The organism is Vibrio sp. SALL6, assembly GCF_002002385.1.
In the GTDB taxonomy this organism is placed as follows: Bacteria; Pseudomonadota; Gammaproteobacteria; order Enterobacterales; family Vibrionaceae; genus Vibrio; species Vibrio parahaemolyticus.
This window is the reverse complement of record NZ_MQVK01000006.1, coordinates 424,151-441,173: the sequence shown is the minus strand read 5'-3', so window position 1 is coordinate 441,173 and position 17,023 is coordinate 424,151. Positions and strand designations below refer to the sequence as shown.

Sequence of the window (17,023 nt, the reverse complement as noted above, 5' to 3'; positions counted from 1 at the left end):
TCAGGAACGTGGCAAAAATACCTGCTATGTGGACTGTTGTGGGAGCAATCGAAAGGATGAGTAATTACTTTTGTTAGGCTCAGGTAAAAGTTAACGTCAGGTACTCCATGAAATTCTTGGATTTTTTTGACTTTTGCTACATCATGTACTGATAAAATGTAACCACATTTAACCTCGCTACTGTATAAAAAAAGAGTTATAGGGCGAGACTTTCACTATAAGCAAGGAGTTCTTATATGAACAAAACGTTGATCGCAGCTGCAGCAACTTCAGTACTTCTACTAGCAGGTTGTGCTTCATCTGATGACGCAGCAACAGCAAACGCAGCTAAACTAGATGAACTAAGCAACCAAGTTAGCCAACTAAGCCAAGACGTACAATCTCTTCAATCTGACGTTCAAAAATCAGGTGACGCAGCAATGGCTGCTCAAGAAGAAGCAGCACGTGCTAACGAGCGTATCGATAACATCGCTCAGTCTTACACTAAGTAAGATGTTGTTCCGCGCTTTAACGCCCGTTAAGGCGCGGTTATTTCTACTGGAACCCCATTCTGAGCGGCAATAACGGCTTTCGCTTTCACATTCGTCAGTCCAAATTCATTTAGCCACCAGCCCAATTCTTTCGGAACTTGTAAATGATCTTTCTCGCCATTGCTGCGAGTTAACGGTTCATGCGCTTCCACAAACACACTACGATCCGGCTCTAGTGACACTTTCACTGGCTGATTGATGATGTTTACTTTTTCACCACGACGAACTTTGTCGAACAACCATTCGATATCACTTGGGTCCATACGAATGCAACCAGCACTCACGCGCATTCCGATGCCGAAATCTTTGTTGGTACCGTGAATAAGGTACTCACCATTTCCGTAAGCTAGACGAAGTGCAAACAACCCAAGCGGGTTGTCGGGGCCTGCTGGCACAACCGCAGGTAAATCCACCCCTTTCGCTCTGTATTCTGCACGAATAGACGCAGGTGGCGTCCATGTTGGGTTCGGACGTTTTTGGCTGATGCTGGTTGTCATCACTGGTGTATCTCGACCAATTCGGCCAATACCAACAGGGAAAACATGCACCACATCTTCGCCCTCTGGGAAGTAGTACAAACGCAGCTCAGCCAAGTTAATCACGATGCCTTGGTGAGGAACTTCAGGAAGAATAAGTTGAGATGGAATAGTAAGTACGCGCCCTTCTTGAGGAAGAAATGGATCAACGCCTTTGTTCGCTGCCATCAACGCTAGCATGCCCACGTCGTAATGCTTGGCGATGTTTGCCATGGTCTCGCCTTCTTGCACGACGTGGTTTTCGAGGCGACCAATCAAACGGCTGCCGTCCTCTGGTAACTCGTACATTTTGGCGAATGACAATCCACTCACTAATGATAACGAGACAGATAACAGGATTCGTTTTGCAAAACTCATTGATCGCTTTTTGCTAAGCATTTCACTCTATTCCTTGGCACTTTTAAAGAGCCGTAAGGTTATCTCTCTTTCAACCTTGTGATCAACCATCGGCTTGTGATATTCCAGTAAAGAAAATCCCTCCCAAGTCCATGGTTTATGGACGAACTTATTCGGCACACTCTTAATTTCTGGCACCCAATGACGCACGAACTGACCGTCGGAATCGAACTTCTCGCCTTGGCTTATTGGATTGAAGATACGGAAGTATGGTTGGCCATCACAGCCAGTCGATGCCGACCACTGCCACCCACCATTATTTGCCGCAAAGTCGCCGTCGACAAGCTTGCTCATAAAGTATTCTTCGCCCCAGCGCCAGTCGATATGTAAATCCTTGGTAAGAAAGCTCGCGACAATCATGCGAAGTCGGTTGTGCATCCAGCCAGTTTGATTGAGCTGACGCATTGCCGCATCAACAATTGGATATCCAGTCGTCCCCGTTTTCCAACATTCAAAAGCTTGTTCATCGTAAGACCATTGAATTTTATCTTCCCAGTCTATGAATCCGCGACCTTTGACAAGTTTAGGTTCAAACACCAATAAGTGCTGATAGAACTCACGCCAAATGATCTCGCTCAGCCACGTTGCTTTGCCTTCTGACAAATCCGGTTGTGGATTCTCAGCATACAACCTCGCGATGCACTGTCTTGGCGACAATGCTCCGATGGCAAGATAAGGCGAGAGCTGACTCGTACCATCGATAGCGGGGAAATCTCGCTTCATCTGGTAACCGTCACTACGCTCGCGTGCAAACGTCCTCAATTGCTTGAGAATGTCGTTGGTCGATGCACACCAAGCTTCGCTCGATTCCCTCGGATAAGAGAACGTAAAATCGGCATCAAAACCGTCTTGTTTTACCGCTTCTAACTGCTCACTAGGCAGTTCATTTTGTCTCTGAGGCTTGGATACCGTTGGCAAGGAAAACTTTTGCAACCATGCTCGTTTGAATGGCGTAAATACTTTGAAATACTCACCTTGCTTGTTGAGTACGGTCGTTGGCGCATGAACGCATTTGTCGTGAAAGGCGTGAAACTCTACCCCACGATTATCCAGTGCTTGAGATACCTTTCTATCCAACTCAACTTCATTCACTTCATAATTGATGTTGACCATTACCGCCGTTGCGTTGAGCTTATCCGCCCAATCGCAAATGACTTTTGTACAGTCGTCGAAACGCGGAACTTCTTTATACAGAAGAGGAATGTTTAGTTCTGTGAGCTCTTGATGAACATGCTCAAGACGCCTAGCGATTAAATCCGCCTGCATCGGCGCCATGTGGTGCTCTTGCCACTGTTCTGGCGTTGCAACAAAACAAGCAACAACAGGTTGTCCTGTATCAAGTGCCGCCTTTAACGCCGTGTGGCCTAACGTGCGTAAATCGCGCCTAAACCAAACCAGAATCATGTGGTCTCCTTACTGAATCTGTGTTTGTGCAAGATGAAGTTTCTCAATAACTTCCGAACACTGCACTTGCTCAGGATACCGCGCTAACAGCGCTTTGAATGCTTCCACTTGCTTGGCAGGTAGCGCCTTATTCGAGAACACATAAACACGCTGGTAGCGTTCAATCACGTCGTGACCCACCAAGCCAGAAACGTCGTCCACCTTGTCGACCAAGGTGATGTGGTAGCCTTGCTCACACAACTTCGCCGCCTGAATCCAGCTTTCTGCATCTCGACTTTGTTCAAAGCTGATCAACAGACATTTCCCCTTGGTGGATGCTTTGTTTTCAGAATCGATCACCAATGCCAAACGCGTGATTAAACAGGTTTGGAACAATCCCATCTGCAAAGAGCGCAGCGAGCCCTTAACCAAATCCAATGCTTCAAACACAGGATTGATAAACTGATCTACGACTAAGTTGAGCGGGTACTCTTTCAATACCGATGACAGGACGCTTTCCGTTTTGCCACGATTGAGTTGCGACAACGCAGACAGTACGGTTTCCACTTCTTCAAGCGAATGGTTTTCTGCACTGATTTCTACATCCGATTGGCCGAGCAGTCCTTTCACTTTGCCGATCGCAATGCCTTTGGATAACCAACCTTGAATTTCACGAATCGTATCGAGATCTTGCTGGCAATATAAGCGATGCCCTTTTTCCGTTCTTTGCGGTTGGATTAGGTTATAGCGTCTTTGCCAAGCTCTCAGCGTCACAGGCTTAACGCCCGTAATCTCTGCAACATCTCGAATTGCGTATAGTTTTTCTTCTGAACTACAAACCATAGCGTAATCTCATCTCCTGCGGGTGTGGCTCTAAAAACTTCTGTTTTTGCAGATATTCATCTGGATAAGCATTTAGATAGTGTTTAATTAATGTTAGTGGCGCGAGTAATGGCAGCGTGCCAGTACGATAGTCTTGAATCACGGTCGCGAGTTCTTCTTTTTCATCTTTGTTTAGAGAGCGTTTAAAATACCCTTGAAGATGCATCAACACATTCGTGTTGTTTTTGCGACTGGCACGGTTCGATAGCGCCGTCATCAGACCTAATCGATATTCTCGGTAAAACTCGTCAATCTCATAGCTGGCAACATCTGCGACTAAGCGCCCCAAAGATCGATACGACTCTGGATGATGCGCCATAAGCGTTAGCTTATAACGAGAATGAAAATCGATGATCTTACCGCGTGTCAGCTCACCTGCCATCGATTCATAAAAATCGTTGAGACAGTAAATGCGAGTAATGAAGTTCTCTTTAAGAACGGGATCATTTAAGCGTCCATCTTCTTCGATAGGTAACCACGGCATTTTTTCCATCAACGTTTTCGTGTAAAGACCAACCCCTTCTTTTACAGCGTTGTTTTTGCTGTACACTTTTACGCGTTCCATACCGCATGTTGGCGATTTGGCACAAACGATGTAACCACACAATTGCTCATTTTGAAGCTCGTCCACTTTATTTGCGGAGTAAGTCAGCATGTTATTTGTGTGATCATTGTCGGGATTTTTCGTTTCAACCAACGCGATGCGCTCTTCATTACTGATTAAACGAATCGTCGGGCGTGGCACCGGCATGCCTACCCCCACTTCTGGGCATACAGAAACAAAGTCAAAATAATTGCTAAGCTCTTTAGTCACAAAGTTACTGACTTTATGACCAGAGTCGAAACGCACGCGTTCACCTAACACGCAAGAACTGATACCTACTTTGATTGAAGATTCCATAGCAACGTCATACCTATACAAAAAGTTTAGTTGTATAACTTATAGCAAGCCACCCTAAATTGTACAAGAAAATTAGTTGTACAATTTAATCGTTTTACTTACTCCTCCGCGATTTCGATCAGCTCGATTTAAAAAATATTTATCTTTTTCTTTGGCTGTTTTGTGTGCGCAATCAACAAATCGCTCAAAAGCAAATCGATTGCCTTTTTGCTTTCAACAGATTTAGTTATCAATAGCTTGGTTAGTTTCGAAAAGGGTGGTTTTTGTGACTAACCTCTCAAGGGATCACTGTACGTCCCGATATTATTGCCTCAACGAAAACGAACAAGTTCAACAGAATTGGTAATAGCATCCTATAATAGATGCGTTTTATCAGAACAAAACTTTGGAGAGCACTTATGGCAACCCCACACATCAACGCACAACCAGGTGATTTCGCTGAAACAGTTCTAATGCCAGGCGACCCTTTGCGTGCTAAATACATTGCAGAAACTTTCCTTGAAGATGTGAAGCAAGTTTGTGACGTTCGCAACATGTTCGGCTTTACTGGCACTTACAAAGGTAAAAAAGTGTCTGTAATGGGTCACGGTATGGGTATCCCTTCATGCTGTATCTACGTACACGAGCTAATCGCTGAATACGGCGTGAAAAACGTTATCCGTGTAGGTAGCTGTGGCGCGGTACGTGACGACGTTAACCTAATGGACGTTGTTATCGGTATGGGTGCTTCTACAGACTCAAAAGTTAACCGTATCCGTTTCAACAACCACGATTTCGCTGCAATCGCTGACTTCAGCCTTCTAGAAGAAGCGGTTAAGCAAGCTCGCGCTCAAGAAGTGCCAGTGAAAGTAGGTAACGTATTTTCTGCAGACCTGTTCTACACACCAGAAGCAGACATCTTCGAGAAGATGGAAAAACTAGGTATCCTAGGTGTAGACATGGAAGCGGCAGGTATCTACGGCGTAGCTGCAGACCTAGGCGCGAAAGCTCTAACTATCCTAACGGTTTCTGACCACATCATCCGTGGCGAAAAACTAAGCTCAGAAGAGCGCCAAAAGTCGTTCAACGACATGATGAAAGTTGCTCTTGAAACAGCAATCAACATCTAAGAAGTTATTAAGTAATAATTTGCAGCCAGTGCCTGACTGGCTGCCCGAATTATCCCGAGGGGGCGATTGTGTCTAACGGCGAACTGCCAAAAGACGCAGATGGGTTACAACTCAACTTTTGTAAAACATTGGCGTGTGACAACTTTGGATTGAGTGATGCAAAGCGTTACGTTCTGCAACATGCGAACCCTAAGCGTCCGGCGATGGTATGCCGTGAATGTGGAGCTTTCCCCCCCTTACTTAACAACCGCGATGTCGTGAACGAACTTCATCGCCTCCGACACGTCCACAGTGACGGGTTACCTGCTTGTCGCAACGACGCGTGTGACAACTTCGGACTCTCTGTCCACACTCATAAACACCTCTATCACGCATTCGGTTACAGTGGCGATCGTCAACGTTACCGTTGTAAAGCGTGCCAAAGCACTTTTGTCGATAAATGGTCTGGCGCCAATAAAAAGCTGCAGTTTCAAGAAAACCTGATGGGCCTTTTGTTCACCGGTTATTCCGTGCGCGAAATTTGCCGCAAACTCAGCATCAACCCAAAAACGTTTTATGATCACGTTGACCACATCGCCAGTCGTTGTCGTCGTAAGCTCGCGACCATTGATGCTCGTTGGGTTAATCACGCCAGTCACTACGAGTTGGCTTCCAGCTACATTGCCTTGCAGCCACACAGCAATAATGGAGTGTACTGGATTGTGTCTGGTGAAGCGCACTCGGGCTACATTCTTTGCCAACACGTGAACTACTCTTCGGATGAAGAACCTATCGCGACGCTGGATCACAACCCGTACGACGAAGTTTCTCGTTTTGTCTCTCAAGAGTACACAGCGGAAGCAAGTGAGCCACCAGCGGAACCTTCTAATCACCTTAGAGAGCGTATTGACCAAAAATACCAAACGATTTTGGCTCGTGGTAACGTCGAAGATCCGCTCGGTAACTTATCGGTATTTCATTACCCATCGAAAGGCGCGTTAGTTCGTCCTCCTTACACCTCGTACGCGCACTATTTGCATGTACTTGATATGTGTTGCCCTAACAAGCGGGTTTCGATTTACATGCCACAAGATCCCCTGCTCCGCTCCGCAGCGTTGAGCGTTTGTTTGTCTCGTATTCAAGAGAAAAACGTCGATCTGATGTATGTAGAAGAAGACGCTGGCTGGGACATGACCGCTCCGTTTGGCAAAGTGGATATTGCCTACATGAGTTGGTGGCGCGATCGCTGGGCGATCTCCAGTCAAGGCGAAAACCACAAAGGCATTTGCTACCTTGCTGGCGATAAAAATGAACCAGAAAAGTGGTTTAACGTTGCAACAACTCGCCATGTGCAGTTCTATCAAAATCGCTTCCAGCTGTTGTTCGAAAGTTTCATTAACGAGCCACGTCGCAAATTGCGACCTGCCGGAATTTTACCTCTTTTAGATATATTCAGAGCTTGGCATAATTTGTGCTATCAGGACAAACAAGGTCTTACTGCCGCACAAAGGCTAGAAGTCACTGACGCACCTCTAACCATTAAGCAGCTCCTATCGTAACTATTTAACTCATTTAGATGTGGTAATTAGGGGCAGTGACGGTATACATTACGGCACCTGATATTTTATGATGTGGCTTTCATGCTGCACTCGTAATGAAGTACGCATCTAACCACTTATTATTTAGGTGTAAATTCCAGTTCGATAGTCATGGATGTGAACGTTGGATAAAACCCAAATTCAGCTAGAAGACGAGCTTAACTCCCTCAAAGGGCAAGTGAAAACGCACCCTGAACGCACTCTTCGCCTCGCCGAGCAGTGCCGCATTCGCGCGGAACAAATACTGTTTATTGACGGAGAAATCAAAGCGTTACTCGTCATGGCGCACAGTTGTTGGTGTTTGATGGAATATCGCCAAGGGCTGAAATTCATCAAAGACGCCTACAATAAGCAAATCCAACTGGACACTGACGATCACCTTCCAGAAATTCTGCATATCTTCGCCCTTCAATACTGGGGACAAGCCAAATATTACTCGGCGCAGCAATATTGGATTAATGCCCTGGAGCAATCGGCTTTGGTCGATGACATTGAGATTCAGATTGAATCCCTGATTGGTCTTGGCAATGTTTGGCGCATCACCAACGAACACAAACTTGCCGCATCGACTCATGAGCTTGCAGTTAAAGTGGCAAACAACGTCCGAATTGCATGGCTAGAAGGTAAAGCTCGCATTCTGCTGGCTTGGGACTACTACCTCCTCAACAACTTTATTGAGATGCTAACGGTACTTGATGGCGCAACAGAAGTGCTCAAAGACCATGAAGACAGCACTTGGCAAGCCGAAATTTGGGACTTTAAAGGCTTGGCACTCCTTGGCTTAGAACGCCTAGACGCTGCAGAAGAAGCAACCCAAAAAGCGCACAAGCTGGCCATTGAGCACGATCTAACGTGGATGAAAGCACACTCTTTCATCAGTCGAGCAAGACTAGAGCTACTGCGTAGAAACACGGACAGCGCAGCCGAGTTGTTGCTTGCCGCAGAAGAATCCGCGCTTAATTTCGATAACGGCGAACTGCTAAGTCAGATCTGTTTTCAGCAATCTCGCGTTGCTGAAGAGCAAGGCGATTTCGAAGCGGCATTTAATGCGTTTAAAAAATACCGCAAACATGCACTGAAAATGCTCAAAGAGCAGACCAATCGTGTCAGCATGGATAAAGCACGCGGCTCAAAACGCCAGCTAGAACAACGTGCTCGCAAGCTCATCAATCGTATTCGCTCTCAACATGAATACGATCCCGAAAAGCAGTTTTCTAACGTCGTTTCCGAAACGTACTGGTGGGAACAACTGGTTCTGTTTAAGACTGAGCTTAAACGCTCAAACCATGCCGTGATCATGATTCGCCACTCCAATCCTGCGTTTCTCGATGCGTGTACTGAACTGGTTCACTCATTAACGACGCCAAGCGATCTCATTTCACGCCTATCTAGCGATCGACTCGCTATGTTGATTGCCGAAAAAGATCAAGCCGCAGAAGAGCTCTACCGAACCGTGCATGCCATGTTAGACATTTATCCATGGGAACGACGTGGCCTCAAAGGGCCAAAACCGACATTGTATTTACAAGACATCCTGACTTTCCCATTTACTTTAGAGCAGTTGGAAGAAAGCTATATTGAGGTAATGAAGAATGGAACTACTGCTTAGCAAAGTCACTGACGCAGGCATCGATCCTTCTTCTGTTTCTGGGGAAGAAGCCATCACGCTTTGGGAACATATCGGTCGACACATTGCGTCCACCAGCCGTGAAAAAGCACACTGCCTAGTTATCAGCGCAGAATACCGCCGCGAAATCAAACAGCTTTGTGACAGTATCGAAGAGCTTAGACAAGCATTAGAACTGCTCTCATTACCTGAGGATGTCGAAGATATACTGTCGGTCAAAGCAAGTTTAAGCGAACGCTTAGTTGAAGTTGGTGATTACAACTCGGCCCTCACCGAGTACATCGCTTCCACCAACATCGCAGTGGAATACGGTTTTATCGACGAATACGTTTTAGCGATCATTGGTATGGGCAACTTATGCGATGCTTATGGCGATCACAACCGTGCTCTACGTTACTACCAAAAGATCGACGCGATTGATCATGCCATCAGCAGTCGCTCACTTCGTTTGCGTTACAAACTGTATATGCTCGCCTGTTACATCAGTCTAAAACGCGTGGCCGAAGCCAGCGAATTATTGGGTGAATGTGAAGAGCTCAGCATCCTAGTAAGCGACAAAAACCTCGCCGCTCAAACGCATTTGTATCGCGCTAAATTGCATCGTCTGCAAGAAGAGTATTCCGAAGCGCTGCTTTCCATATCCAGCATTAAGTACACCACAGGAAGTGCGACCACCTATTGGCTCTCAACCATGGTCAAAATTGAAACGGCGTATTGCTTGAATGGTGTTGGCCACACTTCGTTGGCTAATTTGCTGTTGGAGTCCATTGGGAAGCGAATTAAAAAGCATTCTTCGCCAATTCTGGCGAAACGTTTTTACAACGCAATGAGCAAAGTCAGTGCGTCACAAGGGCAGTTTCAGCAAGCTTTAAGCTGTGAGAAACGCGCTTTTCGTATTGAATCAGACTTAATAAAACACATCCCAATCAGCGAATTGGGCGCGGCTCAACTGCGTCGATTGTCTCGCTTTGAATTGCAGTTAAAGCTCATTCTGTCTGAGATTGAAAACAAAGAGCTTAAAGAGACGACCAAACAACACAAAAATACCGTAGCTCAGTTACAACAAGACGTTTTTACCGATCCCCTTACCTCGTTGCACAACCGCCGCTGGTTAGAGGTAAAACTGAAAGACATGTTGCTGCACGACACTCCATTCGCATTGATGGTCATCGACATCGATCACTTCAAATCCATCAATGACGAACTGAGCCATTTGGTGGGTGACAAAGCGATCAAAAGTGTGTCACAGGAGCTGGCAGCCTACTTCAAATTTAAAGGTGCATCGTGCGTGCGATTTGGTGGTGAAGAGTTCCTTGTAATTCTTGAGAACAGCCAATTGGAACGCGCAGAAATGCACGCTGAAAACTACCGCGAGCGTATTTTTAAATATGCATGGAGAGACATTCTTGGCGAACGCGGCCTAACCGTTTCCATCGGTATTACACTCCATCGCGAAGGGGAAAACACTCAGCGCACCTTCTACCGCGCCGATAAAGCCTTGTATCGTGCCAAAGCCAATGGCCGAAACCAAGTCTGTACCGAACTTTAAGCCACGCCCCAGTTGAAATCTGGGGCTTTATCATGTTTTTTATCAGCCCTACCCGAATCTATTCACTTTTTGTTTAAATCTGTACTCAATCTCGCCAAACTTGCCTACAACTATCAGTACGTACTGATATCGCATAAACATAATTCGCACATAAAAAGCGCTTGATTCATCTATAGTTAAGACAAATACTTAAACCGTTAATTTACGTAAGTTTTTCCAATTCGCAACAAGCACAGGTAAGTAAGATGTTTCTAGACTATTTTGCACTTGGGTTACTCATCTTCGTTGCTTTAGTTATCTTCTACGGAATCATTGTTATCCATGACATCCCGTATGAAATTGCTAAAGAGCGTGAACACCCGCACCAAGACGCAATTCACTACGCAGGTTGGGTCAGCCTGTTCACACTGCACGCACTTTGGCCATTCCTTTGGATATGGGCAACATTGTGGCGCAAAGAGCGTGGTTGGGGTTTCAAACAACTTGAGCAAGAAACACACGACATTCATCACCGTCTTGAAGAACTCATCGACGAAGTCAACGAACTCAAAAACGAAGTATCGATGTTGAAACAACAAAAGATTCAGCAAAAGCCTTTGACTGAACAAAGTAAAGAGGACGAATAATGGATTTATTGCTGATTCTGACTTACGCAGCTCTTTGTATCGCCATTTTTAAAATCTTCAATATTCCTCTAAACAAATGGACGGTCCCGACAGCTGTACTTGGTGGCGTAGTTTTGGTGGGCACACTTGTGCTACTTATGAACTACAACCACCCATTTACTCAGTTAGGTAACCAAGTGTTCCCAACTACGCCTATCGTCTCTGGTGTACGTGGCCGCGTTGTGGAAGTGCCAGTTCAAGCGAACCAACCGCTCAAAACCGGCGATATTCTTTTCAAAATCGACCCTGTGCCTTTTGAAGCGGAAGTCGCTCGCCTTGAAGCGAAAGTCAAAGAAGCAAGCCAAGGCGCGTTGGGTTTAGAGTCTGATCTAAGAGAAGCAGAAGCTGCGGTTTTAAAAGCACAAGCAGATAGAGATAAAGCGCAAAGAGAGTTTAGCCGATATCAAAGAGGCTTTGATCGCGGCGCGTTTACTGAACAAGATTTAGATACTCGACGCCAAGCGTATAAAGCGGCAGAAGCCATGCTAGACGTTGCGATTTTGCAACAAGAACAAGCGCAAATCGCTCTGGACTCTGAAATTGGTGGTGAAAACACTCAAGTCGCGCAACTTCTCGCAGAGCTGCGTAAAGCAGAGTTTAACCTAGAACAAACTATCGTTCGTGCGCCAACCGATGGTTACGTTACGCAATTGGCTTTGCGTCCTGGTGTGATGGCTGTGCCGTTACCGCTTGCTCCTGCAATGACCTTCGTGCATACCGAAGACATTACGTACACCGCTGCGTTCAGACAAAACTCGCTACAACGTTTGAAGCCGGGCTTTGAAGCTGAATTTATGTTCCGCGCAATTCCGGGCAAAGTGTTCCGTGGCGAAGTCATTGACGTGATTCCGGCCATTGGTGAAAGTCAAATTCAAGCCAGAGGTGCTCTACTAGGTACCGATGCCTTGCGCACGAGCGGACGTGTATTTGCGAAGCTAAAAATCACGGACGATTTGAGCGAATACCACCTGCCAATGGGTACTGCGGTTGAAGTCGCAGTTTACTCAGACAGCTTTACTCACGTATCAGTAATGCGCAAAGTGCTTATTCGCATGAAGAGCTGGCAGAACTATTTGTACCTAGACCATTAATGAACTGCTAGCTCATTCATTTATCGATGAAAATAGCATCAAAAAGTGTAATCGGGGGCTGACAATCAGCCTCCGATTTCATTCTAGCCATCCAGACAGATAGCATTCCCACTTTTATCAATATTCTGTATAATGCGCGCCTTATTTTTAATGCTTGCTAAAAAACAAAGCCAGTCAAAGGGATACGTGAATCAAATCACACATTTCCTGAAGAAAAATAGAGCAAACAATAAGCAGCTTGGTTGTTTTGGATATATGTTACACAATCAAATAACCAATGCTTTCCAACAATATAAATGAACGTTCTTTAAAATCGACAATTGAACTGAGGTTATCTATGAATCTTTCCGCTAAAACCGTTGTGGTTATTGCAATTGGTGCCGCTCTTTACGGCATCGGTGGCTTACCTATGTTTGGCATCCCTGTGTTTGCAAACACAACGCTAAAACCAGCAATGGCAGTATTAGCATTGTTCTCAGTACTATTTGGCCCACTTGTTGGCTTTTTGGTTGGTTTTATTGGCCACTGGGTCACCGACCTATTTGCAGGTTGGGGCGTATGGCTCACTTGGGTACTTGGTTCAGGTATTGTTGGTTTGATTATCGGTCTATTCCCTTCTCTAACGCGCTACCGTTTGGAGAAAGGTGATTTCAATATGAAAGACTTCGCGTTATTCGTGGTACTTGCACTATTAGGCAACGTATTTGGTTACGGTTGCTCTGCATTCCTCGACACGATTTTGTACGCAGAACCGTTCACTAAAGTGTTTACCCAGCTTTCTATTATCGCGATCGGTAACACCATTCTTATTGCTATTGTTGGCTTCTTCATTCTTAAGTCTGTCGCTAAACGTAACAAGCAAAGCCGTAACTTAACAGAGGCTTAATGTCGAATGACAATCGAATTTTCTAACTTCTCTTTTAGATATGAGTCGCTGGACAAACCGACGCTAAAAAATATCAATCTAAGGATAGAGAAAGGAGAGAAAATCGTCATTATTGGTCCAAGTGGTAGTGGTAAATCTACCCTTGGGCAATGTCTTAACGGACTGATCCCACACGCAATCAAAGGGGAAACCAGTGGAACATTGACCATCAATGGTCAAGACACCGCCCCTTTCGACATGCACCAATACACTGAGCAAGTTGGCACCGTACTGCAAGATACGGACAGCCAATTTGTCGGCTTGAGCATTGGCGAAGACATCGCATTTGCGCTGGAAAACCAGCTAACTTCTAACATCGACATGTACCCATTGGTCAAAGCCACGGCCAAAATGGTCGACTTGGAACAGATGTTAGATCGCTCTCCCCACGATTTATCTGGCGGGCAGAAACAGCGTGTTTCTTTGGCGGGCATTCTCGTCGATGACGTCGATATCCTTTTGTTTGATGAACCACTAGCTGCGCTTGACCCTAAAACGGGTAAAAAAACCATCGAGATCATCGATGATCTACACCGCGAAACGGGCAAAAGCATCGTAATCATTGAGCATCGTCTTGAGGACGTTCTGCATCGCTCAGTTGACCGTATTATCTTGATGGAAAGCGGCGAAATCATTGCCGATACAACGCCAGATGAAATTTTAGCGTCGCCTCTGCTAGAAGATTACGGCATCCGCGAACCGCTTTATATTTCGGCTCTGAAAGAAGCAGGCTGCGCGATTGAGGGTGATGCAAAACCTTCTAGCTTAACTACCTTACCGTTGGAGCAATATAAACCAGCAGTACAAGCATGGTTTGATGGTTCAACAGCACAACCACCTAAAACGCCAGCCGAGACTTTGCTTGAAGTCCGTGGCCTCACCTATTCTTACGACGGTGATAAAAACGCGCTAGAAGACGTGAGTTTTGACATCAAGCGTGGCGAGTTTGTCTCTGTACTTGGCAAAAATGGCTCGGGTAAATCGACCATCACCAAACTGATTATGGGCGTTATTGAAGCGGATAGCGGCTCAATGAGCTTGAATGGTCAAGATCTAAACGAACTGACCATTTTCGAGCGCAGCCAGAAAGTGGGCGTGGTGATGCAAAACCCGAATCACATGATTTCCCATCACATGATTTTCGACGAAGTGGCCTTCGGCCTCCGTAATCGTGGCGTTGAAGAGAAACAAATCGAAGCTAAAGTACTTGAAGTCCTTGAACTGTGCGGTTTAAGCAAATACCGTCACTGGCCAATCGAAGCATTGAGCTACGGCCAGAAAAAACGCGTAACCATTGCGTCAATTTTGGTCTTGGAACCAGAGCTTCTGATCCTTGATGAACCGACGGCAGGTCAGGACTACCGGAACTACACATCTATGCTGAGTTTCATCGAAAAGCTCAATCGCGAGTTGGGCGTAACCGTGATGATCATCTCTCATGACATGCATTTAGTGCTGGAATACACCACGCGCTCTATCGTGATTGCAGACAGTAAATTAGTCGCGGATGCACCAATGACGCAGGTATTCAGCAGTCCAGAGCTACTAGACCAAGCAAACCTCACCACAACAAGTCTGTTTGATTTGGCTACGAAAGTTGGTATCGAAGACACCAATGGCTTTATGCAGCATTTTATCAATGTCGAAAAAGCGCACCGCCAACAAAAAAGCGGCGAAGTAAACCAACCAGAGAAAGCAGTGGCATGAAAGACAATAAGATGAAGTTTGGTATCAACTACATCGATACCCAATCGCCACTTCACAAGTTGAATGGCATTACTAAGTTCTTGCTTTTCATTGCTTGGGTGACGGTGGTGTTGACCACATTTGACTTGCGAATCATCGCGCTGTTGATCGTGCTTGGTTTAGGCTTATTGAAAATGACCAAAGTGCCATTTCATGTCTACAAACCGCTTTTACTGGGTACAGGCACGGTATTGCTGATCAATGCCCTGTTTATGTTCGCGTTAGCGCCGCAACAAGGTACTGAGTTCATGGGCTCATCAACGGTTTTACTCTCGTTACCCGGTAATTACTCGCTCACTCAAGAGACGTTGTTTTACTTAGTAACAGTGACATTGAAATACTTCAGCATGTTCCCAATCGCGTTGGTGTTTGTATTTACCACTCACCCGACGGAGTTTTCAGCCAGCTTGAACCGCTTAGGTGTGCCTTACAAAATCGCCTATGCCGTGAGCTTAACGCTGCGCTACTTGCCGGAAGTGAAAAAGGACTTTGTTAACATCATGCACGCGCAACAAGCACGCGGAGTAGAACTGAGTAAGAAGGCTCCGTTGTTCACTCGTATGAAGAACGTGGCGAAGATTCTTGGCCCTCTGATTTTCTCTAGTTTGGACAGAGCCGACCAAATCTCAAACGCGATGACGTTGCGTGGCTTCGGCCGTCACTCATCTCGCACCTGGTACAGCCTAAAACCCCTGACCAAAGCCGATATGATCTGCATGGCGGGGATTGCGGTGATAGTGATTGCTGCTATCAGCAAGCGTGTGATGGACACACAACTGTTCTGGTATCCGTTTTAACGCGAGATAATCATAAAAATGGGATGCGATGCATCCCATTTTTCTATCCAGATTATGGCTTAGTCTTTTGAGTAGTGAGCACTAACTCCACCTCAACAATCGCGTTTCGTTCCCCTCTTCCGGCTTCGCTGGAATATTGAGTGACAACAACAAGCTAACGGCGGCCATACCCGCTCCGATGTAGAAAACGCTAGAAGGCGACACCAACCAAATCATCCCGAATGTAACGGGAATTACCACCGCTGCGATGTGGTTGATGGTAAACGCAACGCCAGCGGTCGACGCCATATCGGCCGGATCAGCAATCTTCTGGAAGTACGTTTTAATCGCCAAGGCAAGCGCAAAGAACAAGTGGTCGACAACATACAGCGCTGCAGCCCATTCCGCCGTTTGCACCAGACCATATCCCACAAAGACGAAAATCAAACCGACGTATTCAAACGTTAATGCCTTACGCTCACCGACAACACCGATAAAACGGCCAATGCGCTTGGCAAATAAAAAGTTAAACAGGTAGTTGATCAAAAACAGTAAGGTAATGTCTGCTGCAGAATAGCCAAACTTCTCTACCATCAGGAAGCCCGCAAATACAGTGAAAATCTGTCGACGCGCACCACTCATAAAAGTGAGCGCGTAATACAACCAGTAGCGTTTACGCAGTACGAGTTTCTTATTTTGTGGCACAGCTGTTTTGAACTGAGGAAACGCCAGTGCCATCACGATGATCAACACAAAGCCAACGCCACCCGCCAACAAATACACGGTTTTGAAATCAAATTTAAGCTGCTCTAGAAAAATCCAAATCGCGCCGTAGGTAAACAGAGAAGCCAGCGCGCCGACCGAGATAAACTTGCCTAGCATTTCTGGCGCTTCTTCTTTCGATAGCCATTGCAAAGACAGGGACTGCTTCAATGTTTCAAAGTAGTGAAAACCAGTGGACATCAACAAGGTCGTAAAAAGTAAACCGTACAAAGTGGGAAAGTAACCTGTTAATGCTGTACCAAGTGTTAGCATCGCTAAAGACACCAACATGAATCGTTGTTCGCGGATAAACAACAACACAAACACGGCGGTAAAGGCTAAAAAGCCCGGTATTTCACGCACACTTTGTAACAAGCCAATGTCCGCCCCATCAAAGTTCGCTTTTTCAATAACAAAGTTATTCAGCAAAGCCATCCAGGTAGAAAAGGCAATGGGCACAATAATCGAGATCAACAGAAGGAAATTTTGCGGCGTTCTCCAGCCGTGAGAAGAGGTATTCATGATGCATCCTTTAGATATGAAGTCATCATCATAGCTTTAAATGTAA

At 45.8% G+C, this 17,023-nt stretch carries 15 protein-coding genes; 10 read left to right on the top strand and 5 right to left on the bottom strand.

Features of this window, described 5'->3' with window-relative positions; all coding sequences use genetic code 11:
* Positions 1-236 precede the first annotated feature (236 nt).
* Positions 237-491: an Lpp/OprI family alanine-zipper lipoprotein gene (locus tag BIW15_RS03930; RefSeq protein WP_005462467.1), complete on the top strand. Its 255-nt coding sequence runs from the start codon at positions 237-239 to the stop codon at positions 489-491.
* A 26-nt stretch (positions 492-517) separates the two neighbouring features.
* On the opposite strand, the gene BIW15_RS03925 is transcribed toward BIW15_RS03930, so the two are convergent.
* The 4 genes from BIW15_RS03925 to BIW15_RS03910 are packed head-to-tail and all read right to left on the bottom strand — an operon-like array spanning position 518 to position 4,628.
* Positions 518-1,444, bottom strand: coding sequence for a L,D-transpeptidase family protein (locus BIW15_RS03925; protein ID WP_077280604.1), 927 nt, complete (start codon positions 1,442-1,444; stop codon positions 518-520).
* Between the two features lie 6 nt (positions 1,445-1,450).
* On the bottom strand, positions 1,451-2,866 hold the full coding sequence (gene phrB, locus BIW15_RS03920; RefSeq protein ID WP_045599872.1) for a deoxyribodipyrimidine photo-lyase: 1,416 nt from the start codon (positions 2,864-2,866) through the stop codon (positions 1,451-1,453).
* Between the two features lie 9 nt (positions 2,867-2,875).
* Positions 2,876-3,688: a MerR family transcriptional regulator gene (locus BIW15_RS03915; RefSeq protein WP_005462936.1), complete on the bottom strand. Its 813-nt coding sequence runs from the start codon at positions 3,686-3,688 to the stop codon at positions 2,876-2,878.
* Positions 3,678-4,628 (bottom strand): DUF523 and DUF1722 domain-containing protein, encoded by a 951-nt coding sequence (locus BIW15_RS03910; RefSeq protein ID WP_077280603.1) that lies wholly within the window; start codon positions 4,626-4,628, stop codon positions 3,678-3,680. Before BIW15_RS03910 ends, BIW15_RS03915 begins: the two co-directional genes overlap by 11 nt.
* A 398-nt stretch (positions 4,629-5,026) precedes the next feature.
* Between BIW15_RS03910 and deoD the strand changes: the two genes are divergently transcribed.
* From deoD to BIW15_RS03865, 9 genes are all read left to right on the top strand, one after another.
* Positions 5,027-5,737: a purine-nucleoside phosphorylase gene (gene deoD, locus BIW15_RS03905; protein WP_005462930.1), complete on the top strand. Its 711-nt coding sequence runs from the start codon at positions 5,027-5,029 to the stop codon at positions 5,735-5,737.
* A 68-nt stretch (positions 5,738-5,805) separates the two neighbouring features.
* Complete coding sequence (locus tag BIW15_RS03900) at positions 5,806-7,275, top strand: lactate dehydrogenase (protein WP_077280602.1); 1,470 nt, start codon at positions 5,806-5,808, stop codon at positions 7,273-7,275.
* 163 nt (positions 7,276-7,438) lie between these two features.
* The gene (locus tag BIW15_RS03895; RefSeq protein ID WP_025507558.1) at positions 7,439-8,923 is read left to right on the top strand and encodes a hypothetical protein; all 1,485 of its coding nucleotides are present in this window, start codon (positions 7,439-7,441) and stop codon (positions 8,921-8,923) included.
* Positions 8,907-10,490, top strand: coding sequence for a GGDEF domain-containing protein (locus tag BIW15_RS03890; RefSeq protein ID WP_005485863.1), 1,584 nt, complete (start codon positions 8,907-8,909; stop codon positions 10,488-10,490). The genes BIW15_RS03895 and BIW15_RS03890 overlap by 17 nt, the downstream gene beginning before the upstream one ends.
* 245 nt (positions 10,491-10,735) lie before the next feature.
* Positions 10,736-11,116 carry a DUF3302 domain-containing protein gene (locus BIW15_RS03885; protein WP_005478107.1) on the top strand — a complete coding sequence of 127 codons (381 nt, stop codon included), beginning with the start codon at positions 10,736-10,738 and terminating at the stop codon, positions 11,114-11,116.
* A complete protein-coding gene (locus tag BIW15_RS03880; RefSeq protein WP_005478401.1) occupies positions 11,116-12,246 on the top strand; it encodes an HlyD family secretion protein in 1,131 nt (376 codons plus the stop codon). Before BIW15_RS03885 ends, BIW15_RS03880 begins: the two co-directional genes overlap by 1 nt.
* Positions 12,247-12,583: 337 nt before the next feature.
* Entirely contained in the window at positions 12,584-13,132 is a 549-nt protein-coding gene (locus BIW15_RS03875; RefSeq protein ID WP_005375133.1) for an ECF-type riboflavin transporter substrate-binding protein, read from the top strand.
* Between the two features lie 6 nt (positions 13,133-13,138).
* Positions 13,139-14,878: an ABC transporter ATP-binding protein gene (locus BIW15_RS03870; RefSeq protein WP_077280601.1), complete on the top strand. Its 1,740-nt coding sequence runs from the start codon at positions 13,139-13,141 to the stop codon at positions 14,876-14,878.
* Positions 14,875-15,714: an energy-coupling factor transporter transmembrane protein EcfT gene (locus BIW15_RS03865; RefSeq protein WP_005394899.1), complete on the top strand. Its 840-nt coding sequence runs from the start codon at positions 14,875-14,877 to the stop codon at positions 15,712-15,714. Before BIW15_RS03870 ends, BIW15_RS03865 begins: the two co-directional genes overlap by 4 nt.
* Positions 15,715-15,795: 81 nt before the next feature.
* Here BIW15_RS03865 and BIW15_RS03860 read toward each other — a convergent pair whose 3' ends face one another.
* Positions 15,796-16,977: an MFS transporter gene (locus BIW15_RS03860; RefSeq protein ID WP_025541388.1), complete on the bottom strand. Its 1,182-nt coding sequence runs from the start codon at positions 16,975-16,977 to the stop codon at positions 15,796-15,798.
* Positions 16,978-17,023: the final 46 nt, after the last annotated feature.